Genomic DNA, 24,760 nt, shown 5'->3' with positions numbered 1-24,760 from the left:
GCCGTTTAACGGGGAAATTTTCAGCTTTGTAGGCGTTTAAGGTTTAATTCCGATGTATGAGACGTTAAAGATCTGGTTGTCTTTGGGGATGAATATCTGCCTTTAACCGGCGCTTGAGTTGATTCCTCAAGCGCCGATTGGCTAGTTAATTTGATGATGACCAATGTTACGGTAACTCATATTAAGCGCTAAAAGCTTAGTGCTAAGGACTGAAGAATCCGGTTTCTTGGCTCACTTGTTGTGTTGGCTGTTTAACATCCGTCACCGAGAATTGGATAATTTTGCGCCCCGAGGGGATGGCATCCTTATCGGCTAATACTGTGACGGGATAGTCCACTTGTTCACCCGCTGCCAAGGTAATAATAGGATCGGCAATCAAGCTAAAGGGCATTTCACTGTCGACGGCGAGTTGATATTGCTTAGTATCTTGTGTCTTGTTGCGGATCTTCAGCTGATAGGTATTTTCAACTTTATTATCCGAGGTTTCACGGTACAAGCTTTGACGATCACGGATCACGTTAAGCTGGATCTCGCTGCGGCTATTTAAGTCTAACCCTATGACGATAAACATGATAATGACCGCTGCACCGTAGCCTAAGAAACGCGGCGAGCGCCAATAGGAGTAATTCACTCCCTTAAGATCATTTTCACTCATATAGCCGATAAGATTCTGCTTGTAATCGAACTTCAACATAGTCTCATTACAGGCATCGACACAGGCGCCACAGTTAATGCACTCATATTGCAAGCCGTTACGAATATCTATCCCTGTCGGGCAAACTTCGACACACAAATTACAGTCAACACAGTCACCTAAAGTATGGTTATCTTGATTGTTCTCTTGTTTACGTTTGCGAGGGCCACGGGCTTCACCGCGCTGTGCATCATAGGTCACGGTTTTAGTGTTGGCATCGAACATCACAGCTTGGAAACGTGAATAGGGGCAGCAATGTAAGCACATTTGCTCGCGCATCCAGCCCGCATTGAGATAAGTACAAATGGCGAAAAACCACACCCAGCTTGTCACCCAGAAGCTGGCATTACCCGTCAAGATGTCCACATAAAGTTCGCGGGCGGGAATAAAATAACCGATAAAACCACAGCCAGTGAGCAGAGCTGTTAGACCCCAAAGTAAGTGTTTTGCACTTCTTTTACCGATTTTACTGCTAGACCAAGGGGCTTTGTCGAGCTGCTTACGTTTATTACTGCTGCCTTCGATGCGCGTTTCTATCCACACATAGATAAAGGTCCACGCCGTTTGTGGGCAAAGGTAACCGCACCAAACACGGCCCCAAAATACGGTAATGAAAAACAGACCGAAGGCGGCGGCGATAAAAATCCATGCCAGCAAGGTAAAGTCCTGTGGCCAGAGCGTGATACCAAAGAAAAAAAACTGTTGTTGGCTGATATCTAACAGTATTGCTTGGCGGCCATCAATAGAGATAAACGGCAAGGCGAAAAACATCACGATCAATAGGCTATTCATCATGGTTCGCAGGCGCTGAAAATCACCTTTTTGCTCACGGAAATGGATATTGCCAGAGGGGAGACGACTCTTTGCTGCGGTTTCAGTAGAGAGGTTTTTAACCGGAATGTGTAGCTCTACTGAGGCAGGTTTCGCGCCCACACTCTTATTTACACTTGGAGAATTTGGGGTAACTTCGCTCTTGGGCATAAAGGGTCCTAACGGCTTAAATAAGATTCGCCTCCCTATAGCAAGCGCTAGGCCAAGTTTTGAATGATTCAACCTTATGATATATATGGTTATTTTGTGATTAAAGCCAGATAAAGATCACGATATATCACACATTGGCGATATATCGCGTTTTTAGTGTGCTCGTTTTGAATTAGATTTCACTCGATTGACGCTGGATCCCCAGTTTTTTCATTCGCGATCTCAGTGTACTTGCGGGCACACCGAGGACATTCGCTGCGCCGAGTGGGCCGGATATGCGCCAGTTTAAGCGCTTAAGGGTTTGTTCTATATGCAGCGCTTCCGCTTCCGCTAAGGTTTGCCCTTGGGTTTGAGCTAAGGGATTATTGCTCGGCATAGCGTGGATCTGCAGAATATCTCCTTGGGATAGAATGGCTTCGCGTTCGAGGATATTTTGCAGTTCGCGCACATTGCCGGGCCAAGTATAAGCCATGAGTTTTTGTAGCCCTTTTTGGCTCACTCCACGAATTTTTTTACCTAGTTTACGATTCAAGTTGTGCAGAATATGGCTGACGAGTTCGGGAATATCTTCGATTCTTGCGCGCAGTGGTGGTACTTGAATAGGGAATACATTCAAACGGTAATAGAGATCCATCCTAAATAATCCCTGTTCGACTCGCTTGAGTAAATCGTGGTGACTGGCGGCGACTAAGCGAATATCCACTTGAATGGTTTCGCTGCCACCGAGACGTTCAAAGGATTGTTCTTGGATGACTCGCAGTAGTTTTGATTGGGCTTCTAAACTGAGTTCAGCGACTTCGTCGAGGAACAGTGTGCCTTGATGAGCAAGTTCGAAGCGACCTTTACGGCGGCTTGTGGCGCCAGTAAATGCCCCCTTCTCGTGACCAAAGAGTTCACTTTCTAGTAAAGATGCCGAAAACGCGGCACAGTTGACACTGATCATGGGTTTATCTTTGCGGCGACTGAGCTGATGTAAGTTACGGGCAACGAGTTCTTTTCCTGTGCCATTTTCACCACAAATGAGCACAGTACTGTCGGTATTGGCCACCATGTGCAATTGCTGGATCATATGGCGGATCACTGTACTGGCACCCGAAATATCCACATCACCCGTTTTGTCTGCCAACTCTGCCTGTAGATAATGATTTTCAGAGGCGAGTCGCTCCGAGAGCGCTTGTACTTGGGCTAGGGCTTGGCGTAATGACTGCTCTGTTTGTTTTTGAATACTAATATCGCGAAATATCGCGACTACGCCAATCAGTTGATTGTCACGGTAAACAGGGGTGGAACTGTAATGAACGGGGAAGCTACTGCCATCTTTACGCCAAAATACATCGTGAGTGATTTCTCGGGTGATCCCATCCTTTAAGGTGTTGTAAATTGGACAATCCTCTTGGGGATAATGACTGCCATCTGCATGGCTGTGATGATGACAGTTATGGATGTTTTTACCGAGTAGCTCTTCATTCTTCCAACCCGTCATGCGTTCGGCTGCCGGATTGATAAACACCGCATTACCGCTGAAATCAAATCCATAAATACCTTCGCCGACAGCGTTGAGCAGTAACTGGTTTTCCGGTAAGAAATGCTTATCTATCGATTTTTCATTATTGACTGAAATCTTATTGGTCATCTGTCTTACTCTGGTTTTGGCGGTATTTTCTGAGTATACCTTAAGTACTGTGACGCGATATATCGTGTTTTTGATTATGCCCTTTAAGCATTTTTTCTTTGGTGATTTTTCTGCTCACACTTTTTGCCGTTCGAGTACATTTTACTTGGTTCCATACTCTAAAAAATATTTTCATCTAAGAAATTGATATAAAAGATAAATGACTAATATTCATTCAAAAGTCTGATTTAACATTGGATATTGTTTAATTTATGTTATAAAAATGTTTGTGTAATGTGATTTTGCGTTGACCGTGGTAGCAAGGTTTAGGGACGAGAATCGCACAAAGCAGGTCAGGTATTCTAAAAATAATAAGCAGTTGGGATGAATATGATGACCTCAAAGAAGCAGAAGTTTGGATTAAGTGCAGTGAGTTTGGCGATTACTCTAGCCTTGTCTGGTAGTTTAATCAGTCCGCAGGCAATAGCAGAAGAAGATGAGACGGCTGTTAAAAATGAGAACGTTGAAAAAATTGCAGTTGTAGGGTCCCGTGCTGCGCCACGCTCAATCGGCGATTCTCCCGTTCCTATTGATATTATTAGTAGTGACGACCTTAAAAAGAATGGCTCAACTGACATGATTGATATGTTAGTGACTTCGGTGCCATCGTTTAACTCACGCGCTCAACCCATTAGTGATGCAGCAACCTTAGTTCGTCCCGTTAATTTACGGGGTTTGCCATCAGACAGTACGCTAGTGCTAGTCAACGGTAAGCGTCGTCACCGTGCATCTGTGATTGCGTTCCAGGGTGGTGGTATTAACGATGGCGCTCAAGGTCCTGATATCTCAGTTATTCCTGGTTCTGCATTAAAGCAAGTTGAAGTGTTGCGCGACGGTGCTGCTGCGCAGTATGGGTCGGATGCGATTGCCGGAGTCATGAACTTTGTTTTAAAAGATAATTCCGAGGGTGGTTCCATCACTGTGACCCAAGGAGAATATTACGAGGGTGATGGTGCTACCACCACGGTCGAAGGTGATGTCGGTTTACCTGTGACTGAAAATGGCTTCGTCAATTTAAGCTTCCAGTATAAAAATGCTGACTCCACTAGCCGTAGTGTGCAGCGTCCTGATGCGGCTAACTTAGCCGAGCAGGGTAATACCGCGATTAATGACCCCGCACAAGTGTGGGGTAATCCTGAGATTAATGATGACTATTCAGTGTTCATCAACTCAGGCTTAGACATTAATGCCAACATGCACGCCTATGCCTTTGGTAATCTGTCTTCCCGTGATGCCGTGGGGGGCTTCTATTATCGTTACCCACAAAATCGTAGCAACGTGTATTCCAATGATGGTGGCCAGAATTTACTTGTGGGCGCTGTAAATGGTGATCCATCAACATGTGGACTCGTACCTATCCCTAAAAATGCTGATGGAAGTGACGGCAACGTACTCGACACTGATGCATACAAGGCGATGGTTGCCGACCCAAATTGCTTTGCTATGAACCAGATATTTCCAGGTGGCTATACGCCGCAGTTCACCGGTACCATTGAAGATATGTCCTTCTTCGCAGGTGTAAAAGGCGATATCGGTGAATGGAATTATGATTTCAGTGCTGGTACTGGGGCGAACAAAGCCAGTTTTGGTCTTAAAAATTCGTTGAATCCATCACTGGGATTAGATACCCCGACGGATTTCGATACGGGGGCTTATGAGCAAGTTGAAACTACAGTTAACTTAGATTTCTCGCGCTTCATAACCTTAGGAGGCATTGAAGACATTAGTTTTGCTTCTGGTTTTGAATGGCGAAATGAGTCGTTTGAGATTTCTCAAGGTGATGAAGCCTCGTGGATTGCAGGCCCTTATGCTAGCCAAGGTTTCAACATTGGTGCGCATGGTTTTAAAGGCTTTGGCCCAGAGTCTGCGGGTAAAAACTCACGTCATAACATAGGTATTTATACTGATTTAGAAGCTTATTTAAGTGATGACTGGTTACTCGGTTTAGCACTGCGCTACGAAGACTTTTCAACCTTTGGTGATACGTTAAATTACAAATTGACGTTGCAGTATTCTGCAACGGATGAATTGTCGTTCCGCGCATCACACAGCACCGGCTTTCGTGCACCAACGGTTGGCCAAGAAAACGTGGTGAATACCCAGACATCGATCATCGATGGTGAACTGATCCAGACCTTTATTGCGCCACCAACCGATCCGCTTGCGGCATTTTACGGTGGTGAAGTATTAAAGCCTGAAGAGTCGATTAGTTATGCGATTGGTGCTGTATATGAGTACGAAAGCTTCTTCTTAACGGTCGACTACTACAACATTGGCGTAGAGGGCCGTATTGCACAGTCGAGTAAGATTGATGTTGAGGCTAAAGATTATGATGCTTTACGTGCCGCTGGGGTTGAGTTCCCTGAGTTGATCCAAGGTGTGAGCTATTACACCAATGACTTTGATACTACGACTCAAGGTATCGACATCGTCGCCTCCTATGATGCAGAAATCCTGTCGGGTAATGCTAAATTCAGTCTTGCCTATGGTTGGACCGATACCAGCGTTGATAAGTTTGATCTTAAAACGACCGATGCGGGTAAAGTTCGTCGATTAGAAGATGGTATCCCAGCGCACCGTGCCACCTTAACTTGGGCACAGTCATGGGACAAGGTAACCCTGTCACTACGTGGTAACTATTTTGGTGAGTACTATGCGACTCACGCTGATGATACCTCTGACTGGGGCTCTGAAATGGCTGATGCTGCAGTGACCGTCGATCTTGAAATGAGCTATCAATTACTTGATGGCTTAACCCTGGCGGTGGGGGCTAATAATCTATTTGATCAAGAAGCGCAAAAGCTGAAAGAAGGGACCTTGGGTGAACTTGGTGGCGTTTATTATGAAAGTGGGCCATTCGATTACAACGGCGGTTTCTACTATGGTCGAGTGAATTACCGTTTTTAATGAGTAAGCCAATTTATAGAAGCGATTTCTAACCCACCTTTCAAGAAATTTGGCTTTTATAAATAGAAGTGAAGTAAGCAAAAAGGCTGCAATGCAGCCTTTTTTATTCGTATTTGACTCGTCCTAAATATGGTTTAGGGCTTAGTTACGATTCGTTTGCGCGGCAACTAAACCATTTAACACATCACTCATACTGAGTTTTGACGGCAAGAGAATCCCATTAGGGGCGCTTGGACCATAAATTTTATTGTAGGGCGTGCCGGGCACTCCTTCATGGCGCATATAGGTTTCAATCGTTTTATTCGCCTCACTCCAGTTACCTTGCATCAGGATGATATTGTCGGCCATCAAGGCATTTACAATTTGCTCCCTGTGGGTGACTTCCGCTTTATTCGTTTGGCAGATGGTGCACCAATCAGAGGTTATATCGACAAAGACGGTATAGCCTTGGGCAACCAGAGGCGCGATTTTCTCTGGGGCTAAGGTGTGCCATTGTAGTTTTTGATAGGCTTGGTAATCCTCGCTTTTGTGCACAAATCCAATAATAGCACTGAGTCCTAAGGCGAAAAATCCCAGCACAAAAATCACCGTCAGCGGTATGGTTTTACCTTTTTGTCTTTGCCAAAGCAGTAATAAGATCGCACCTATTAATAGGCAAAGAATAAAAATACTGATCAGCGTTATAGTGTTCATAAAATTTCCTGATTGAGAATCGCCTTTGTGATAATAGCGATGAAGGCTTAGGTATTAAGGTTTGGCTATAAAGACTTAGGTTAACGCTAATCTTAGCGGTTAACGGCTTAAATCAGTGTGAATTTATGGGATTATCGCGTTTGGGATTCTCTTAAATGACTGTTCATTTATTGAAAATGGATTTATTAGCGTTAACGCCTTGATGACGCGATGTTAGAATAGCAAGCAAGTTTAAGGCCCAGCAGTGGGCATTTTTATTCGGCGAAAGGTGTCATCAATGAGTTGGAGTACTTGGTTAGGTTTATTGGCTATTTGTTGTTTGGGGGCTATGTCGCCGGGCCCAAGTTTGACTATGGTAGTACGTCATACTTTAGGTGGTGGGCGGGGAAAGGGTATCGTTTGTGCTTGGGCACACTCGATAGGGATTGGGATCTATGCGCTGGTGACGTTACTGGGCTTAGCCGTAGTCCTTAAAAAGGCGCCCTTAGTCTTTAATGGCATTGCGATTCTCGGTGCCTTATACCTTGCTTGGATGGGAGTTCAAGCGCTGCGTTCCAATGGCGGTATGCAAGCTAAATTGGCTGCAGGGGAGGCGACGGATACCTTAACTGCAGCCCGTGATGGGATTGCTATTTCTTTATTCAACCCTAAGATAATGCTATTTTTTCTTGCGTTATTCAGCCAATTTGTGATGGTCGCCGACAGCATGACGGCTAAAGCATTAATTGTTTTTACACCGTTAGTGGTCGATGGTCTTTGGTACACCTTGATAGCCTTATTACTATCCCACTCGAGTGTGTTGCCTAAATTGAGAGAGAAAGCGGGGTTAATTGATAAGTTGTCCGGCGTAGTATTAATATTGCTGGCGATTCGTGTGGTGTACACGCTTTAGTGATCTATCTAAAATCATTGGTTTTAAATAACAAACACGCCATCAATCGATGGCGTGTTTGTTGATGGCTATGCATTTAAATCAAGGCGTGATTAGCCTTTAAACATTTGCACAGAATTATCAGCTTCTTCTGCCACACTTTCTTGGATAATGGGTGGATTGGCAATGTGGTCGTCTAAGTTGTCACTCAGCATTTCTTTGAATTCATTGCTAAACCATTCTAATGCGCTCTCTTTTTCTGCACCGAGATCCGCTGATTTTATCGCGGCTTCGAAGGCATTAAAACGTGCTGCGGCAAAACGGAGTGCTGTGCCAACTTTACCTACATCTGCTTCTTGTTGGCTTAGCTGATTGGCTAAGGCAATAAACTGATCGGCAAGTTCGTAAATGGTGGTGCTGCTCGTGTCGGTCATGGCGTTCACTCTAAAAAAGTAACAGATTAAAGTTCGATTCTAACTTAATTGGTGTAAGAAGGAATCGTCAGGCATTAACTATTGGGATCTGTGTCGGTAATGACGACTCCTGTGTGGGAGTCATAATTAATCGACAGTTTATCGTTTGTTCGATACAAATAAGTACACTGGCCAGGATCGGTATAACTGGCTTTATAGTCGGTTTCAGTCGCATCAATATTCAAGCGCGAGACACTCGGCTGGGCATTTTGGAATAATACTTCCCATACCGATATACAGTCTTCAACATTATCGAGTGCCGGAGAGGCCTCATTGCCATGGATATAGTGTTGTGCTGGCCAACCGAAGGCGTTGAAATCTATTTGTTCGGATTGTGCCGTACCAAATACGGGTAAATCCTCTTTTGGACCTGAGCCCACTTTTACAGCCCATACGGAACGTGCCAGATTGATGGCTGATTTAAAGCCTCCGCCTGCCGCTTTAACGGTTGCAATTTGCGCATCTTGTTGCACATTGATAAATTTTGGCAGGGCCACTACGGCTAAAATACCGAGCACTATGATGACCACCACAAGTTCAATTAAGGTGAAACCCGTTTGATGTCTTTGAATTGATTTATCAGAATGTTGGATCATCATTACGTATCAGAGTGTGCGAGAATGGGCGCACTATATCACTTAATTTCGAATGTTTTAAATTGAAAGTCTTAACGTGAGACCTAGCAGGTTTAGTGGTATTACTTAGCGGCAAGTAAGGTCTGCAAACTTGCCATACCACTTTAGGACTTTTAAGCTAACCCGATTATAGAATTGAGGAAGTAAAATAGTGACTCAGGTGACATGGCAAACATTTATCGATGTGCAAAGAGCTTTGCCTTATTTTCAGCAACTAAGCGCATTTGTTGATAATGAACGCAGGGCTGGGAAAGTGGTTTATCCCCCCGAAGTTGATGTTTTCAATGCTTTTAGTATGACGCCCCTTGAACAAGTCAAAGTGGTTTTGATTGGCCAAGATCCCTATCACGGCCCAGATCAAGCCCATGGTTTATGTTTTTCGGTTAAACGCGGGATAAAACCACCGCCATCTTTAGCCAATATGTACAAAGAGTTAGCGACGGATATTGAAGGTTTTGTTGTGCCATCCCATGGTGATTTATCCGCATGGACGGAGCAGGGGATATTGATGCTCAATACTGTGCTGACGGTTGAGCAAGGCAAGGCGCATTCCCATGCCAAAGCTGGGTGGGAAGTATTTACGACTGCGGTGCTGGAATTATTAAATCGGCAGACTCAGCCGATTATCTTCGTGCTTTGGGGCAGTCATGCCATCAAAAAAGGTCAAGTGATTAACGCACCGCAACATCAAGTGCTCACAGGACCACATCCTTCACCTTTATCGGCTTATCGCGGTTTTTTTGGTTGTGGGCATTTCTCTCAAGTGAATCAATTATTGCTTGAGCGAGGCGAAACGCCGATCCTTTGGCAGGTTTGATTTTAGGATTGCGGTTAAAGCAATAAAAAAGGTCTTACTGAGTAAGACCTTTATTTTTTGGGGCGAAACTACATTAGTTAGCAATCAGTGGTTTCTGTCGACCGAAATCTTAGCTAGCGTTACTAAGGCTTGCTTATAGTCGCTATCGGGTAAAGCAGATAATGCCGCGATGGCTTTCTCTGATTCTTCAATTGCTTTTTGTTGGGTGTAGTTTAACGCGCCGCAATGGTGCAGTGCTGCTACGATTTTATCTATGGCCTGAGTACCATCACCTTGCTCAATTGCTTGACGTATGAGCTGTTTCTCTTCGTCTGTGCCATGGGCAATGGCATAGATGAGTGGCAGAGTCGGTTTACCTTCGGCAAGGTCATCGCCAATATTCTTTCCTAGCTCGTCACTGTCGGCGGTATAGTCGAGTAAGTCGTCGGTAAGCTGAAAGGCGGTGCCGAGATACTTACCATAGTTGCCTAAGGCGGTTTCTTGCTCAGGCGTTGCACCTGCTAGCACGCCCGCGAGTAGCGTCGCGGCTTCAAATAACTTGGCTGTTTTGCAATAAATGACCCGCATATAGCTTTCTTCAGTGGTGTCTGGGTCATTGCAATTCATCAGCTGTAAGACTTCGCCCTCGGCCAACACGTTAGTCGTATCAGCTAACACTCTGAGCACTTTCATGTTGTCAAGTTCAGTCATCATCTGGAATGAGCGGGTATAAAGGAAATCCCCGACTAGCACACTGGCACTATTGCCAAACAGTGCATTGGCGGTTTCTCGTCCGCGGCGTAACGTCGATTCATCAACGACATCATCGTGGAGCAATGAGGCTGTATGGATAAACTCAATAATCGCCGCTAGCTTAAGATGTGCTTCGCCTTCGTAGCTCACCGCACGTGCGGCTAAAACCGACAGCAGAGGACGAAGACGTTTACCACCACCATTAATAATGTAAAAACCTAATTGATTAATTAGGGCGACATCTGATTCAAGCTGTTTATATATCAGCTGATTGACTGCTTGCATATCAGTGTCAGCCAGTTGACGAATAGCGTTTAAATCCATAATAGACTCTGGTTGTGGGGTCATTACGTACCCGGCCCCTGTTTAGGCTCACGTGTTATAATGAAATGAATTTTACCTAAAATTCTGACATATGACAGCACTAGCTCAACTAATGTGAGAGTTAATCCGGTCTTTTTTTATTCTTTCCTAATTAGGGCTTGCCAGAGTTAGATTCTTCGCGTAGACTCCGCGCCCATTGTCAATAAAGTTTTTGTAGCACCCTGCCTCATCCAAGAATGAGCCCGCGTGTTAGGAATTGGAGTAAAATAGCTATGTACGCTGTTTTTCAAAGTGGTGGTAAACAACACCGTGTAGCTGAAGGCCACACAGTACGTTTAGAAAAGTTAGAAGTTGCAACTGGCGAAACTATCGAGTTCGATCAAGTTCTTTTGATCGCTGATGGCGAAACAGTGCATGTTGGTGCTCCTTTAGTAGCTGGCGGTAAAGTCGTTGCTGAAGTTGTAAGTCACGGTCGTGGCGATAAAGTTACTATCGTTAAGTTCCGTCGTCGTAAGCACCACGACAAGAAAATGGGCCACCGTCAGTGGTTCACTGAAGTTAAAATTACTGCTATCAACGCATAATAGGAGTCTAACTCATGGCACATAAAAAAGCTGGCGGTTCTACTCGTAACGGCCGCGATTCAGAAAGTAAACGTCTAGGTGTTAAGCGCTTTGGCGGTGAATCAGTTCTAGCTGGTAACATTATTGTTCGTCAACGTGGTACTAAATTCCACGCTGGTGTAAACGTAGGTATTGGTCGTGACCATACTCTGTTTGCTCTGACTGACGGTAAAGTTAAATTCGAAGTTAAAGGCGCTAATAACCGTAAGTTTATTAGCATCGAAGCTTAACTTTCGAACCTAGCTTATACTGTTAAAGCCCCGCCATTGGTGGGGCTTTCTGTTTTTTGTGCTTCTATTTACGCCGTGTAGATGCTTGAGTTGGTAAATGATTACCAAGAATGAGCATTGACAGGTAAGATTGGGAGCAAAGTATCTCGAGTTTTTTGGCGACCAATGAAGTTAGACGGTATAATTGCTTCATTCAGTGGTGCCAGGAGTAAGTATGAAGTTTGTCGATGAGGCAGTAATTAGGGTCGAAGCAGGCGACGGCGGTAGCGGTTGTGTTAGCTTTAGGCGCGAAAAGTATGTACCTGATGGTGGTCCTGATGGTGGTGATGGTGGCGACGGTGGCAGTGTTTTTCTGCAGGCTGACGAAAACTTCAACACTTTGATCGAGTTCCGTTTTGAACGTTTTCACATGGCTGAACGTGGCGAAAATGGTCGTGGCCGTGATTGTACTGGTCATAGCGGTAAAGATCTGATCTTAAAAGTTCCTGTTGGTACTCGCGCGGTCGATCATGATACTGAAGAAGTCCTTGGGGATTTAACAACCCACGGTCAAAAGCTATTGGTTGCCAAAGGTGGTTTCCATGGTTTAGGTAACACTCGTTTTAAGAGCAGTACTAACCGTGCCCCACGTCAAAAGACGTTAGGCACACCCGGTGAAGTTCGTAGCCTTAAATTAGAGTTGTTACTGCTGGCTGACGTTGGTTTGCTTGGCATGCCTAACGCGGGTAAGTCGACATTCATTCGTGCGGTTTCCCGTGCAACGCCGAAAGTGGCTGATTATCCGTTTACAACACTGGTGCCTAACTTAGGTGTGGTTAATCCACGTCCTGGACAAAGCTTTGTGATTGCGGATATTCCTGGTCTCATCGAAGGCGCTGCCGATGGTGCGGGTTTAGGTATTCGCTTCTTAAAGCATCTTGAGCGTTGTCGTATTCTGCTGCACATCATAGATATTGAGCCGATTGACGGAACCGATCCGGTTGAGTCTGCGCGCGCTATCGTAGGTGAGCTTGAGAAATATTCTCCAAAGTTGGCGAGTAAGCCGCGTTGGTTAGTCTTTAACAAAACCGATCTGCTGCTTGAAGAAGAGCTGCAAGAGAAGGTTGATCGTATCGTTAAAGAAATGGGTTGGGAAGGCGATGTTTATACTATCTCCGCCTATAACCGCGACGGTACCAGTGAGTTGGCATTAAAACTCCTCGATTATATTGCGAGTCTTCCACCTGAAGACAATGAAGTCGACCCAGATAGTGAAGTTGAGTTCAAGTGGGATAATTATCATCAAGCAAACCTTGATTCATTGAATGAAGATTATGTTGATGAAGATGATGACGACGACTTTGATGATGACGACTACGACGTAGAAGTTATTTACCAAAGATAATAGTAATCTTTGAGTTTTGAGAGTTCTGTGTACGCTGATACTCAAAATGATATTACTCGGCAAGTTGTGCGTGCTGCACAATTGCTACTGGCCTACGGCGCGGAATCTGATTTAGTTGAAGAAATCAGCCAGCGTCTAGGTCAGGCTTTAGGTCTTGCCAGCGTAGAACTCTCTATTTCCTCTAATTCCCTCGTGTTAACCAGTTTGGTTCATGGTCGCTGTATCACAACTACTCGTCGTATTCGTGAGCATGGCATTAACATGACAGTCGTCTGTGAATTGCAACGTATCTGTTTACTCGCGGAAAAGGGGCTGTATGGCCCAAATGAAGTGCGTAAACGTTTGGCGCGGATTGAACCTAAAACCTATCCTCCTAGCTTAGTGGTATTAATGATTGGCCTGTCGTGCGCTAGCTTCTGTCATTTATTTAATGGTGATCTCACTGCATGCGTGATTACTTTTTTTGCCGCGGCAGTGGGTATGTCGGTACGTTTAGCAATTGCTAAGCGGCATTTTAATTTATTAGTCAATTTTGCCATCACTGCTTTCGTCACCAGTATGCTGGCTCAAACGGGTTATTTGTTTGAGTTAAGCGAAACTCCTAAGGCTGCTATGGCAGCGAGTGTGCTGATGTTAGTGCCGGGTTTTCCGATGATTAATGCGATTTCCGACATGGTAAAAGGGCACATGAATGTCGGTATATCCCGCTGGGGTCATGCTACTTTGCTGACCGTTTCTTCTGTGATTGGCATTACGATTGCGATGCAGATCGGCGGAATTTTCCTATGATGGAATTATTGATAGCTCTTTTGCACGATGCTTTTTTCTCTGCCATCCCCGCCGTAGGATTTGCTATGGTATTTAATGTTCCTAAACGATTTCTTCCTTACTGCGCTTTAGCGGGAGCCATTGGCCATAGTTCCCGTACTTTAATGTTACAGTTTGGTCTGCCAATCGAGTGGGCAACCTTCGCCGCAGCGGCATTAGTAGGGATTATTACCATAGGGTTTGGTAAGCGCCACTTAGCGCCACCTTTAATGTATGCTGTCGCCGCGATTATTCCTATGATCCCTCGGCACTTATGCATTTAATACTGTGATTGCCTTAGTGCAATTGACCGCTCAATCTCAAGTCAGTCCTGAACTGACGGGGCAAGTGATTAGTAATGGCCTCAAAACTGTCTTTATTCTAGGGGCGTTAGCTGTGGGTTTGGCCATGCCGAGTTTGCTGTATTTCAGGACCCGTCCCGTCATTCAATAATTCTATTTCTATAAAACAGGAGTGAGCATGCGCATTGCTATGATAGCCGCGATGGCAAACAATCGAGTCATCGGAAAAGATAATAAAATGCCATGGCATCTTCCAGAAGATCTACGTCACTTTAAAGCGATGACCCTAGGCAAGCCTGTTGTGATGGGACGTAAGACCTTTGAGTCAATCGGTAGGCCCCTTCCTGGTCGACATAACATAGTGATTTCACGCCAAACGGATCTTGTGATTGAGGGGGTGACCTGTGTGACCTCGTTTGATGCAGCCAAACAAGCTGCTGGTGAGTGTGAAGAGTTAGTGGTGATAGGTGGTGGCCAGCTTTATGCCGAGTTATTGCCCTGCGCCGATATCTTATATTTGACGCAAATCAATCTTGAGGTGGAAGGCGATACATTTTTCCCCCACTGGGACGATGGGACTTGGAAGGAAACTGAATCTTTGGCGAGTATAAATGCGGCTGGTTTGGAATATCGCTTTATCAATTTGGTAAAAAAATGTTAAATTGCAGCTTCTGTTGTGTACCCTGTGTGTATGGGGCGTCAGTTTATCTAACGTATTGCATCATATCGGACATTTAGTTTTCACGGAAAGAGATAGCCTATTTCGTTATCCTAGATTTCGAACGAGAGCTAAAGCCAAGAGGTCAATATCATTTAGACAATAGATGCAGCCCATACAGAATTGATAATAAAACTATAAGAAAGTATTAAGGAGTATCGGATGCGTCTTATGCCTGTGGCCTTGGCTGCGTTGATTGGATTTAGTTCTATTGCTGTACCAACCTCTGCCGTTGCGGGGGAAGATCCACTCGTAGCGAGTCTTTGTGATTATGTAAAAGCTAATGACAAAAACCGCTTACGTAAAAAGTTAAAAGAAAGCCGCGTTAAGTTACGTCAGATTTACAGTGGTATCAGTTGCGATGGTGCAAGTCTATTGCGCACCGCTTACGGTGCGAGTGCGAACGATACCGGTGAGTTTGTGGCTAAGCGTTTGTCGGCGACTGAATTGAGTGTTGCTGAAGCTGATGGGATGACTATCCAAGCTTGGGCTGAAGCAAACGGTCATGGTGCTAGCCCAATTACCGCTGCAGTGAAAGAGCGTCTTGGCGCTGCTGCTGGCGGTGAAGAAGAGTAATGCGGATTTGAACTTAGCGGCACTTTAGCCCTATTTGCTGCTACGTTATATTAAACGTCTAATATCAAGTATCTAGCATTAAGCTAGATAAAAATGCCAAACTTAAGTTTGGCATTTTTTATGGTCTTAATTTGTGCAAAGGCCGGACAGTTCGAGTCGTCAGTAAGATAGGCAAGTGAATTCGTCTCAAAAGAAAGGGCCGCTAAGCGACCCTAGGTTTTAGTGGTGATAAACATTAGACTCTAAATTCACCGACCGAAGCTTGGAGTTCTTCGGCTAATTTGGCGACTTGATGGCTAGACTGAGCCGTTTGATCTGCACCGATAGCGGTTTCTTCTGAAATTGCTGCAATATGCTCTAGTTTTTCAGAAACTTGCTGGCTTACTAAATTCTGTTCCTGCGCAGCATGGGCGATATGGGTGCCAGAATCATAGGCCTTATGCACAGATTGGCTAATGGTCTCGAGGGCAATGTTGGCTTGCTCCGTTTTTTCAACACAGGCGTTGGCTTGAGCACGCCCCATATCCATGGCGGCAACGGCTTGCTCTGCACCTTGCTGCAACACTTCGATCATCTGTTGGATCTCTCGGGTCGACACTTGAGTGCGTGAGGCTAAACTACGCACTTCATCGGCAACTACCGCAAAACCACGACCTTGTTCACCCGCACGGGCGGCTTCAATAGCGGCGTTAAGGGCGAGTAGGTTAGTCTGTTCTGCAATACCACGGATCACATCCAAAATTGAGCCAATAGAGGCGCTGTCCGACTGCACTTTATTAATCACAACACCCGCTTTGGCCACTTCATCGGCTAAAGCCAAAATAGTCAGTTTGTTCTCTTGTGCAATGGCACGCATGTGCTGAGTTTCTTGATCAGCCTGTTTGATTTGCTCAAGGGCTTGATTGGCACTTAAAGACACCTGCTGAGCACTAGAGCTAAGTTCAGTTGTCGCAGTAGCCACTTGGTCAACTTGGCTTTTTTGTTCTTGTATGCCTGAGGTGGTTTGCGCTGTGATTGCTGATGTTTGTTCGGCTGCCGCGGCAAGTTGATTTGACCTATCTAGAATACCTATGATTAAACTGCGTAAGCTATCGACGAGACGATTACAGTTTTTTGCTAGTTCGGCAAATTCATCGTGTCCAGAATCATCTAGTTTATGGGTAAGGTTGCCTGAGGCTAAGACGTTAAGGGCATTGTTCACTTGGCTGAGTGAGCGTTTTAACGGATTCACCACAGCAAAACTCACAATCACTGCGACAACGATTGCTATTAACACGACAATCATGGTTTGTATGCTGGCAGAGTCAATCTTGGCTATGGTGTCATTGCTCATGTTCGCGGCAACAAGTTCGATGTTATCGCTGACATCATTCATGTTGGAATTGATGACTTTCACATCTTTTTCGATAATGCCTAGTTTTATCACAGCTTCTTTGGAGTGGGAGAGCTGACTCGATTTTAGCTGCAACATAGATTGCGGACCTGTGACGAGCGCTAATACTTTTTCGATATCTTTAGTGACCGAGCTTAAGGTATCCGCTTCGACAATACCTTGACCGTGACGATTCACATATTCAAGTTTGTTCTTGGTTTCGCTGATAATGTAGTCAAGTTCCTTTGAGATCAGTTCGTGCTTACTGTCTTCGTCATTCGTTACTAAATCTGCAATAGTAGTGATGATATTTCCGAGACTAGTATCAATAGCGCTGGCTGATGCAGCAAGACTCTGCTCATCGGGATTCTGACTGCTTTCTAAATCAACAATATCGAGCAGTTCTGATGAGGCATCATCGGCGGCATTTTCGAGCTTTTTCTTTAGTTCAACGAGCTGTTCTTGCTTGCTCAATGAGGCCTCACGTTCGGCGATCATGGCAATACTATCTCGCTCAAAGGTGGCAAAGCTGCCGCTTAATTGGGCAATTAAAGAAGATAGATTCTGCTGGCTCTTGACTAACTGAGTGAGGGTGGCAATTTCGTTTTTGAACTGAGTCCCGTGGTCTTCGAACACTTTACGAATATTCGGGATATTTGCCGATCTAGGGGTGTTATAGGCAATGAGGATTTGTCTTTGTTGCTCACTCAATGCTTCACTAAGGTGGTTTGTCGATTTCAGCGCGGGCAAGCTTAACTCTTGCATCATAGCAGAGCTGGCTTTTAGGCTATTGTTGGTTAAATAAGATGTAAATCCTAGTAACACGAGTAAAAGTGTGACAATACCAAATCCGCCAATCACTCTGGTGGCTACATTAAATTTCATAGGATACTCCGATTTTTATTATATTTTTCCAAATGAAAACAGGGTGATATTCAGGGTTAGGCGGCTCAGTCTGTTATCGACTTTAAGCTGTTTTAGTTTAACTCTTTTTTAACTTTTTTTGCGTAATTTTTTGGTCTTTTTCAAGATGCCATAAGGTTAAGTGCTCACCCCAACAACAGCCTGTATCTAAAGCCTTTAATTTAGTATCGTCGACTTTGCCCATCAGCGCAGCCCAATGGCCAAATACTAAGGTATGACTCTGGCGCAGCGGCGAAGCAAACTCAAACCAAGGTTTGAGTTGTGGATTAGTACAGTTTTCAGGAGGTTGTTTGCAATCAAAATCAAGTCGGCCATCGACATAAAGATAGCGCATGCGTGTTAATGCATTGATGCAATAACGTAAGCGCTCTATGCCAATTGCACTTGGATCCCATTGCTCGGCGGTATCTGAATACATTTGGCTTATTAATGTCTCAAGATAATCATCGTGCTTGAGGGCGCGACTGACGAGTGCGGATTCTTCTCTTAATACCTCCAGCGACCACTGGGGTGGTACACCCGCATGACTCATAATGAGTTGGTGTTCAGGTAATTCACGCATAAGAGGTTGTTGTCTCAGCCAGTCAATTGAGGCTGAGATATCGGGGGATTCTAGAATTTCAGTGAGATTATCGCTGGGCTTAGCGCGCTTGAGCTTACCGTGTAATGCCATTAGATGGAGATCGTGGTTACCTAAAACCGTTTTAGCGGAATCACCTAAGGAGCGAAAAAACCTTAGCGTAGCTAAGGAGTCAGGTCCACGTGCAACAAGATCACCTACAGCCCAGAGTTCATCGCGGGAAGGATTAAAATCGACCTTAGCTAGTAATTTTTGTAACTCAGCGAAACAGCCTTGAATATCACCAACAAAATAATGCGCCACAGTACCCCTTTCCTAACGATATTAATGTAGTAAGCCTGGGGTCGCTAAACGGAAGGGACGGATTGTCGCCTGGAAACGCTCACCCGATTCGCTGACCATACCATAAGTGCCGTGCATTATGCCAAGTGGCGTATCGAGCACAGTACCACTGGTGTATTGATAGGCAGTATTCGGCGCTATGGTTGGCGTTTCACCGACAACACCGGCACCTTGGACTTCACTGGTGTTGCCATTGGCATCAGTGATTATCCAGTGACGAGTTTCAAGTTTAGCCGCTTGCTCACCTAAATTGATGATAGTGATGGTGTAACTGAAGAGGTACTTTTCATCCTCGGGCGAGGACTGCTGCTCTATATACTCAGTTTTGACTTCGACCCGAATGGAGGTGTCCAATGCGCTCATTCTTGTTCCTAGGCTCTGGTCTAAGGGCACCTAAGTGCCCTGACATATTTATGCTTTCTTATCGCAAACCATGTTAGCCATAGCAACATACTGCTGCACGCTAATCTGTTCTGGGCGTTGACTTGAGTCAATCCCTAACTGCTCGAACTCATCGTCAGATAACATGTGCTTTAAGTTATTACGCAGAGTCTTACGACGCATGTTGAATGCGGTAGTACAAAGGTGGCGTAGTACGGTCACATCTTTACAAGGGAACGGCTTTACGGCGTATGGCAATAAGCGTACGACTGCTGAGTCCACTTTAGGCGCAGGGGTAAAGCTGTGGGGCGGCACTTCGAGAACCGGAACTACTTGGCAGAAGTATTGTGCCATGACCGTTAAACGGCCATAGGCTTTACAGCCTGGGCTTGCCGATAAGCGCAGTACCACTTCTTTTTGTAGCATAAAGTGCATGGTTTCAATCTGTTCGGCAAATTCGAACAGGTGGAACATCAGCGGCGTTGAAATGTTGTAAGGTAAGTTACCAAATACTTTCATCTTTTTGCCAGGCACACTCAGTTGGCCAAAATCAAACTGCAGTGCATCACCTTGGTGAATAGTCAGTTTATTTTTAAGGACTGGGTGTTGATGTAAGCGTTCAACCAGATCGCGGTCGAGTTCGACGACAGTCAGATTATCCACAGCATCGGCTACAGGTTCTGTTAAGGCACCAAGGCCAGGGCCGATTTCGACCATCACATGGTGATTATCGGGTGCAATTGCACCCACAATGCGGTCAATCACATTGCCGTCGGTAAGGAAGTTTTGTCCGAAACGCTTTCTGGCCGTGTGGCCTAAATGTACTTTGTTGCTCATTAATAATGTAATCGTTTAGTTCTTTGAGGATAACTCAATGGCTTTATTCAGAGCACAGACAAAACTGCCAATATCGGCCTTGCCTGTACCCGCGAGATCGAGCGCCGTACCATGGTCAACCGAGGTACGAATATAAGGTAAACCTAAGGTGATGTTTACCGATTTGCCAAATCCTTGTGACTTGAGAACGGGAAGTCCTTGGTCATGGTACATGGCCAAGACGACATCGGCGTCCTGTAAATATTTAGGTTGGAACAGAGTATCGGCCGGTAATGGGCCGACAATATTCATTTGGAACTCTTCACGCAACTCGTTGAGTGCAGGAATAATCACGTCGATTTCTTCACGCCCTAAATGGCCGTCTTCACCAGCGTGTGGATTGAGACCACAGACATAAATTTTCGGTGAAACTATGCCAAATTTGCTGATGAGATCGGCATGTAGAATCTTGATAATATGCTGTAAGCGTTGGCGTGTTATGGCTTTTGCAACATAGGCCAGAGGAATATGGGTGGTCACGAGTGCCACTTGCAAACCCGGCGTTGCCAGCATCATCACTACATCGGGGCAATTTGCTTGATGGGCAAAAAACTCAGTATGGCCACTAAAGGAAATACCTGCTTGATTGATAATGCCTTTATGCACTGGGCCTGTCACGACAGCATCAAACTCGCCGCTCATGTTTTTTTCGCCCGCATAACGCAAGGTTTCAACTACATAAGTGCTGTTTTGCTCATCGAGCTGACCGCAAATCGATTCGCTCACTAATTTAAAGGGCGCTATGGTTAATGTGCCCGCTTCTTGTGGCTTAGGAGCTTGATTTGGCTGGTAAGGGCGGAAAGTCACTTGCAAACCGAGTCGTTTCGCACGGCTCGCAAGTAATTCTGGATCCGCACAAACGACTAACTCAGCAGGCCAAGCCTGCTGAGCGAGTTGTACGACTAAATCGGGGCCAATACCTGCGGGTTCGCCAGGGGTAACGGCAATACGTTTAGTGCTCAATTAGAATTAACCTCGATTGGTCTCTGGCTGGAAGATTTCAATGTATGCGTCTGAACGCATTTCGTCTAGCCAGTTTTGCAGTTCTTCGTTAAATTTGCGACGGAAGATCAACTGGTGCGCACGGTTGCTATTGAACTGATCCGTGGCGTCGGTTTTTCTGCGTTCTTCTAATTGAGTGATATGCCAACCGTGAGTCGTACGGAATGGCTCACTAATTTGGTCGTTTTTCAAACTATTGAGCGTTTGAGCAAACTCAGGTACGTAAATGCTTGGTTCTGCCCAACCTAATTCACCACCTTTTGTGGCCGAACCAGGATCTTCTGAGTACTGACGCGCTAGGTCTTCAAACTTAGCTTCACCTGAGCGGATTTGCTTCAGGAATTGCTCAAGCATGGCTTTAGCGCGGTCTTCTGACAGGATCGGCGATGGCTTGAGCAAAATGTGGCGCGCTCTAACTTCTTCGATTTCTTTGGTTTGTAGGCCGCGAGCATCCATGATCTTAATAATATGGAAACCTGCACCACTCTTAATCGGGCCGATAATGTCACCCATTTTCGCACCGTTAATCACTTCGGCGAACAGAGTTGGCATTTCGTTGATGTTCATATAATCCCAAATACCGCCTTCGAGTGCCTTAGGACCTGAAGAAGAAGCGATAGCGGTACGACGGAAATCCTCACCACTCTTCAAACGTTCTAATACGATATTGGCGCGTTTGCTTGATGCTTCGAGTTGTTCACTGGTGGGGTTATTAGGCACGTCAATCAGGATATGGCCAATTTGGTATTCCACATCTTTCATCCCTTGTTCTTGGATGAGTTTGACTAGGCTAGTAATTTCCTGTGGTGATACTTGAATACGGCGTTGTACTTGAATACGTTGAATTTCACCTAGAGTGATTTCTTCGCGCAATTGTTCGCGGTATTGGCTGAAACTTAAACCTTCGCTTTCAATTTTTTGTTGCATCTGCGCGACAGACATTTTTTGTTCACGCGCGATGTTTTCAATCGCTTGGTCTAGTTGTAAGTCACCAATATTCAGCCCTATACGACTGGCCATTTGCAATTGTAGGCGAGTTAAGATTAAACGCTCAATCACCTGAGTGCGCAGGGCACTGTCAGAAGGTAACGATTGGTTTGCTGCTTTGGCATTCGCTTTAACAGTGTCAATCATGTTAGTGATTTCACTTTCGAGCACTATGCCGTCGTTAATTTGGACTGCAACGCGGTCGAGCGGCTGGGGTGCGGCCAATGTAGGTTGGCTGATCGCGAGTGCAAATAAAGCAAAAATCAGATGTTTACTGGGTTTCATCCACAAAATCCTTGGCACGTTCTAAGGTCAGGTTCGACGGCTTAATTGAAATAACTTTACCATTTATATCGAAATTACAGTGAGTTGCCCTAATGTAATTTTTTGGCGACGCATTTGAGTGCAAGGTTAGACCTTAAGATCCGCTTTTATTCGCTTTAGCAAAAGGTGAACGGTAAAGCACTCATTAATCTGTTTGGACTCTGAGTCCTTGTTGAGGTTCAGCAATCTATCACAATTCTTTGCTAATTCCTCAGATAAAGCGGTTTTCTGTAGTTAAACAGGCCGTCATTGAGCATATCGGATACGCCTAATGGGCCAGAACCACCGAGTCCCTTAATGATTAAGTTCAGGTAGACACCACTATCAAACTGCTCACGAGGATCAATTGTGGCAGAACCTATATTGTCGTCATAGTTGGTTTTAATGCGGTAATGATAACTAAGTCTTACTGCGTAACAGCATGATTCGTACTGGATACCTGTGTAAGTTTCAATACTGCGACTTTCGTTAAGGTCATAATACCAATTACCAACAAAGTAGAGGTCATCACTGATTGGCCAAGCGCCACGAACGCCCGCTTGGGAGATGTTCACTGTATCATTGGTATTTGAGTTCAATAAATCTGGGACATAGCGATAGCTAAATTGCAGCAATTTATTCGCTTCAGGTCTGAAATCTAAGGTGACTTCGGATTTTTTATTGTCACTGGTGTTGGTATCGTACTGAATCGCAGCCCCCATATACCAATCATGGGACAAGCGGGTATCTAACTCTGCAGCAAGTACTGAAGTTGATTGATTAGACTCAAAAATACTGTCTTCGTAACCGACTTTACTGTCTTGCAGGTAAAAAATTTGTCCTAGGCTGAATTTAGTGGCTTCTTGGTTGTGACTATCAAACAGGCGTGTGGTAACTCCTAGAGTGACTTGATTTGCATCGGAAATCCGATCCAGACCCGAGAAGCGACGATCACGGAATAGACCAAAGTAGTCGTCCTGTAATTGAGCCGTATCATAAATGCCTATGTTGCGTTGGTCTTCGTAGCCGACATAAAGATATTGAAATTGTGGCTCGAGCGTTTGGCGGTAGTTTTGATCGAAAAGCTCAGTAAAACGTTCGAAGTTGATTTGACCATTAATCCGTACCTGCGGGATGGTGCGATTCACTGTGTCGTCAACAACTATGTCTGGATCTTCGTTATGCTGCCAATAATTGGTCTGCATCAACTTAACTTGACTGGTGAGCGAGCCTGAAGGCCCATGTATTGGCAGAGTTACGCTTGGTGACATGTACAAACGAGTCGCCGTATTAACATTGTTGTCCTGATGGGCAAAATTCGTTAGCTCCGAATTGAAACCAAAATCTAAATTGTTCCAAAAATCAGCAGCGCGATAGTTAAAGTTAACCTGAGGCATGACTTGATATGGTTTTTCATCCTCACCCAGTACTTTAATATCTTGTACTCGGGTGCTTAGATCCCAGTTACTTTCGAAGTAGCTGATTTCACCTATGCGTGATAACTGGTTATCGGTTGCACGGTTAACATCTGACTTTAAGTCATTGAAATAATTGTTATCTGATACATCGGTAAAATTCGCTAATACGCGCCAATTTTTGTCGATCGCCCCTTGATGCTGCCAGTTATATAAGTAGCGATTCGGGCTACCATCGATCAATTTGTCATTGCCTAGATATTCTAAATTGACTCGGCCATTTTGGGCCTCACCCGCCAGATAACCAAACTCTGTTTTAGTGAATAAACCACGGTTTGACATATAGCTAGGTGTAAATGTTAAATCGTACTCTGGGGCAATATTCCAATAATAGGGTGCGGAAATTTCGACACCATCAGTAGTGCTAGTGCTAAAACTAGGGTAGAGAAAGCCAGATTTACGTTTGTCTGAAACGGGGACTGTCATGTAGGGAATATAGAATACAGGTACACCGCCAATTCTTAGTTTGGCATTCCAAATTTCGCCCCATTCTTCTTCACTGTTGATCTTGATCTTTTCGGCCTCGAGTAGCCAAGACACATTGTCAGGAGGGCAAGTAGTGAAGTTGGTATTCGTTAAAATTAAATTGTTATTGATAGTAATTTGCAGTTTTTCGGCATCACCGTGAACTTGTTGGCCATGGATCCAATATTGTGCGCCTTTAAGGGTGGCACGGTTTGTCCGCATTTGAGCTTGTAAGGATTCGGCTGTAACGGTGAAGTTACTGTCTTGAAAGACTAAATTACCATTGGCATCAAACTGTTCAGTAGCTTGATCTAAAATCGCCTCATCGGCTGCTATGTGCCTATCGCCTTGGCTAAAAACCACATCGCCACGGAAAATCGCCTGCTTCCCCATTTCGGCATTGGTGTTATCAGACGCAATACGAATTTTGTTGAGTTCAGCCGCACTCATCCCTTGGGTTTGAGATACGATACGGGGTACTGGCGGTTCGATTAAGCATTGGGATGCCGAAGCGGTTAGAGAGTCGTCTGCCAGGACTAATTGCGGTAACAGGCTCAGGGCCAGAAGGTATCGGATCTGCATCTTTAGGTCAGTAATTATGATTTCTTATTCTG

The 24,760-nt window shown here is 44.9% G+C and carries 22 protein-coding genes and 1 pseudogene; 10 read left to right on the top strand and 13 right to left on the bottom strand.

Features of this window, described 5'->3' with window-relative positions; all coding sequences use genetic code 11:
* Nucleotides 1-202: 202 nt before the first annotated feature.
* Both ccoG and HQQ92_RS14915 read right to left on the bottom strand, forming a co-directional pair.
* On the bottom strand, nucleotides 203-1,675 hold the full coding sequence (gene ccoG, locus HQQ92_RS14920) for a cytochrome c oxidase accessory protein CcoG (protein ID WP_173246391.1): 1,473 nt from the start codon (nucleotides 1,673-1,675) through the stop codon (nucleotides 203-205).
* 172 nt (nucleotides 1,676-1,847) lie between these two features.
* Nucleotides 1,848-3,308, bottom strand: a complete 1,461-nt coding sequence (locus HQQ92_RS14915; protein ID WP_173246389.1) for a sigma-54-dependent Fis family transcriptional regulator — start codon at nucleotides 3,306-3,308, stop codon at nucleotides 1,848-1,850.
* Between the two features lie 369 nt (nucleotides 3,309-3,677).
* Here HQQ92_RS14915 and HQQ92_RS14910 point away from each other — a divergent pair, with 369 nt between their 5' ends.
* Entirely contained in the window at nucleotides 3,678-6,254 is a 2,577-nt protein-coding gene (locus HQQ92_RS14910) for a TonB-dependent siderophore receptor (protein ID WP_173248678.1), read from the top strand.
* 141 nt (nucleotides 6,255-6,395) lie between these two features.
* Here the strand turns inward: HQQ92_RS14910 and HQQ92_RS14905 are convergent, their stop codons facing one another.
* Complete coding sequence (locus HQQ92_RS14905) at nucleotides 6,396-6,947, bottom strand: thioredoxin family protein (protein WP_113939891.1); 552 nt, start codon at nucleotides 6,945-6,947, stop codon at nucleotides 6,396-6,398.
* 277 nt (nucleotides 6,948-7,224) lie between these two features.
* Here HQQ92_RS14905 and HQQ92_RS14900 point away from each other — a divergent pair, with 277 nt between their 5' ends.
* On the top strand, nucleotides 7,225-7,839 hold the full coding sequence (locus HQQ92_RS14900) for a LysE family translocator (protein WP_105250002.1): 615 nt from the start codon (nucleotides 7,225-7,227) through the stop codon (nucleotides 7,837-7,839).
* Between the two features lie 92 nt (nucleotides 7,840-7,931).
* Here the strand turns inward: HQQ92_RS14900 and HQQ92_RS14895 are convergent, their stop codons facing one another.
* Both HQQ92_RS14895 and HQQ92_RS14890 read right to left on the bottom strand, forming a co-directional pair.
* Nucleotides 7,932-8,252 (bottom strand): DUF3144 domain-containing protein, encoded by a 321-nt coding sequence (locus HQQ92_RS14895; RefSeq protein WP_173246386.1) that lies wholly within the window; start codon nucleotides 8,250-8,252, stop codon nucleotides 7,932-7,934.
* A 74-nt stretch (nucleotides 8,253-8,326) separates the two neighbouring features.
* Entirely contained in the window at nucleotides 8,327-8,890 is a 564-nt protein-coding gene (locus HQQ92_RS14890; RefSeq protein ID WP_028761538.1) for a Tfp pilus assembly protein FimT/FimU, read from the bottom strand.
* Nucleotides 8,891-9,077: 187 nt separating this feature from the next.
* Here HQQ92_RS14890 and ung point away from each other — a divergent pair, with 187 nt between their 5' ends.
* Nucleotides 9,078-9,743: a uracil-DNA glycosylase gene (gene ung / locus HQQ92_RS14885; RefSeq protein ID WP_173246383.1), complete on the top strand. Its 666-nt coding sequence runs from the start codon at nucleotides 9,078-9,080 to the stop codon at nucleotides 9,741-9,743.
* Between the two features lie 84 nt (nucleotides 9,744-9,827).
* On the opposite strand, the gene ispB is transcribed toward ung, so the two are convergent.
* On the bottom strand, nucleotides 9,828-10,799 hold the full coding sequence (ispB, locus tag HQQ92_RS14880) for an octaprenyl diphosphate synthase (RefSeq protein WP_049821790.1): 972 nt from the start codon (nucleotides 10,797-10,799) through the stop codon (nucleotides 9,828-9,830).
* 272 nt (nucleotides 10,800-11,071) lie between these two features.
* On the opposite strand from ispB, the gene rplU reads away from it, so the two are divergent.
* The 7 genes and pseudogenes from rplU (at nucleotide 11,072) to HQQ92_RS14845 (ending at nucleotide 15,439) form a co-directional block, all read left to right on the top strand.
* Nucleotides 11,072-11,383, top strand: a complete 312-nt coding sequence (gene rplU, locus HQQ92_RS14875) for a 50S ribosomal protein L21 (RefSeq protein ID WP_006080526.1) — start codon at nucleotides 11,072-11,074, stop codon at nucleotides 11,381-11,383.
* A gap of 14 nt (nucleotides 11,384-11,397) precedes the next feature.
* A complete protein-coding gene (rpmA, locus tag HQQ92_RS14870; RefSeq protein WP_006080527.1) occupies nucleotides 11,398-11,652 on the top strand; it encodes a 50S ribosomal protein L27 in 255 nt (84 codons plus the stop codon).
* 214 nt (nucleotides 11,653-11,866) lie between these two features.
* Nucleotides 11,867-13,036, top strand: a complete 1,170-nt coding sequence (cgtA, locus tag HQQ92_RS14865) for an Obg family GTPase CgtA (protein WP_105250000.1) — start codon at nucleotides 11,867-11,869, stop codon at nucleotides 13,034-13,036.
* 27 nt (nucleotides 13,037-13,063) lie between these two features.
* A complete protein-coding gene (locus HQQ92_RS14860; protein ID WP_173246380.1) occupies nucleotides 13,064-13,825 on the top strand; it encodes a threonine/serine exporter family protein in 762 nt (253 codons plus the stop codon).
* Nucleotides 13,822-14,296, top strand: a pseudogene (locus HQQ92_RS14855) (threonine/serine exporter family protein). The gene HQQ92_RS14860 and the pseudogene HQQ92_RS14855 overlap by 4 nt, the downstream one beginning before the upstream one ends.
* A gap of 27 nt (nucleotides 14,297-14,323) precedes the next feature.
* A complete protein-coding gene (folA, locus tag HQQ92_RS14850) occupies nucleotides 14,324-14,806 on the top strand; it encodes a type 3 dihydrofolate reductase (protein ID WP_028761532.1) in 483 nt (160 codons plus the stop codon).
* A gap of 219 nt (nucleotides 14,807-15,025) precedes the next feature.
* On the top strand, nucleotides 15,026-15,439 hold the full coding sequence (locus HQQ92_RS14845; protein WP_105249997.1) for a DUF3718 domain-containing protein: 414 nt from the start codon (nucleotides 15,026-15,028) through the stop codon (nucleotides 15,437-15,439).
* A gap of 235 nt (nucleotides 15,440-15,674) precedes the next feature.
* Here HQQ92_RS14845 and HQQ92_RS14840 read toward each other — a convergent pair whose 3' ends face one another.
* The 7 genes from HQQ92_RS14840 to lptD all read right to left on the bottom strand — a co-directional run bounded on the left by HQQ92_RS14840 (nucleotide 15,675) and on the right by lptD (nucleotide 24,728).
* Nucleotides 15,675-17,696: a methyl-accepting chemotaxis protein gene (locus HQQ92_RS14840; RefSeq protein WP_131523852.1), complete on the bottom strand. Its 2,022-nt coding sequence runs from the start codon at nucleotides 17,694-17,696 to the stop codon at nucleotides 15,675-15,677.
* A gap of 97 nt (nucleotides 17,697-17,793) precedes the next feature.
* The gene (locus HQQ92_RS14835) at nucleotides 17,794-18,618 is read right to left on the bottom strand and encodes a symmetrical bis(5'-nucleosyl)-tetraphosphatase (protein ID WP_113939897.1); all 825 of its coding nucleotides are present in this window, start codon (nucleotides 18,616-18,618) and stop codon (nucleotides 17,794-17,796) included.
* Nucleotides 18,619-18,639: 21 nt separating this feature from the next.
* The gene (apaG, locus tag HQQ92_RS14830; protein ID WP_028761528.1) at nucleotides 18,640-19,020 is read right to left on the bottom strand and encodes a Co2+/Mg2+ efflux protein ApaG; all 381 of its coding nucleotides are present in this window, start codon (nucleotides 19,018-19,020) and stop codon (nucleotides 18,640-18,642) included.
* Nucleotides 19,021-19,068: 48 nt separating this feature from the next.
* Entirely contained in the window at nucleotides 19,069-19,875 is an 807-nt protein-coding gene (gene rsmA / locus HQQ92_RS14825) for a 16S rRNA (adenine(1518)-N(6)/adenine(1519)-N(6))-dimethyltransferase RsmA (RefSeq protein WP_028761527.1), read from the bottom strand.
* Between the two features lie 15 nt (nucleotides 19,876-19,890).
* A complete protein-coding gene (gene pdxA, locus HQQ92_RS14820) occupies nucleotides 19,891-20,877 on the bottom strand; it encodes a 4-hydroxythreonine-4-phosphate dehydrogenase PdxA (RefSeq protein ID WP_105249994.1) in 987 nt (328 codons plus the stop codon).
* A 6-nt stretch (nucleotides 20,878-20,883) separates the two neighbouring features.
* Nucleotides 20,884-22,188: a peptidylprolyl isomerase SurA gene (surA, locus tag HQQ92_RS14815; RefSeq protein WP_105249993.1), complete on the bottom strand. Its 1,305-nt coding sequence runs from the start codon at nucleotides 22,186-22,188 to the stop codon at nucleotides 20,884-20,886.
* 242 nt (nucleotides 22,189-22,430) lie between these two features.
* Entirely contained in the window at nucleotides 22,431-24,728 is a 2,298-nt protein-coding gene (gene lptD, locus HQQ92_RS14810) for an LPS assembly protein LptD (RefSeq protein ID WP_173246378.1), read from the bottom strand.
* Between the last annotated feature and the right edge of the window lie 32 nt (nucleotides 24,729-24,760).

Source organism: Shewanella sp. DC2-4, from assembly GCF_013248875.1.
GTDB lineage: Bacteria > Pseudomonadota > Gammaproteobacteria > Enterobacterales > Shewanellaceae > Shewanella > Shewanella oncorhynchi.
Note: the sequence above shows the minus strand (reverse complement) of the source record. Positions and strands in the feature narration are given on the sequence as shown.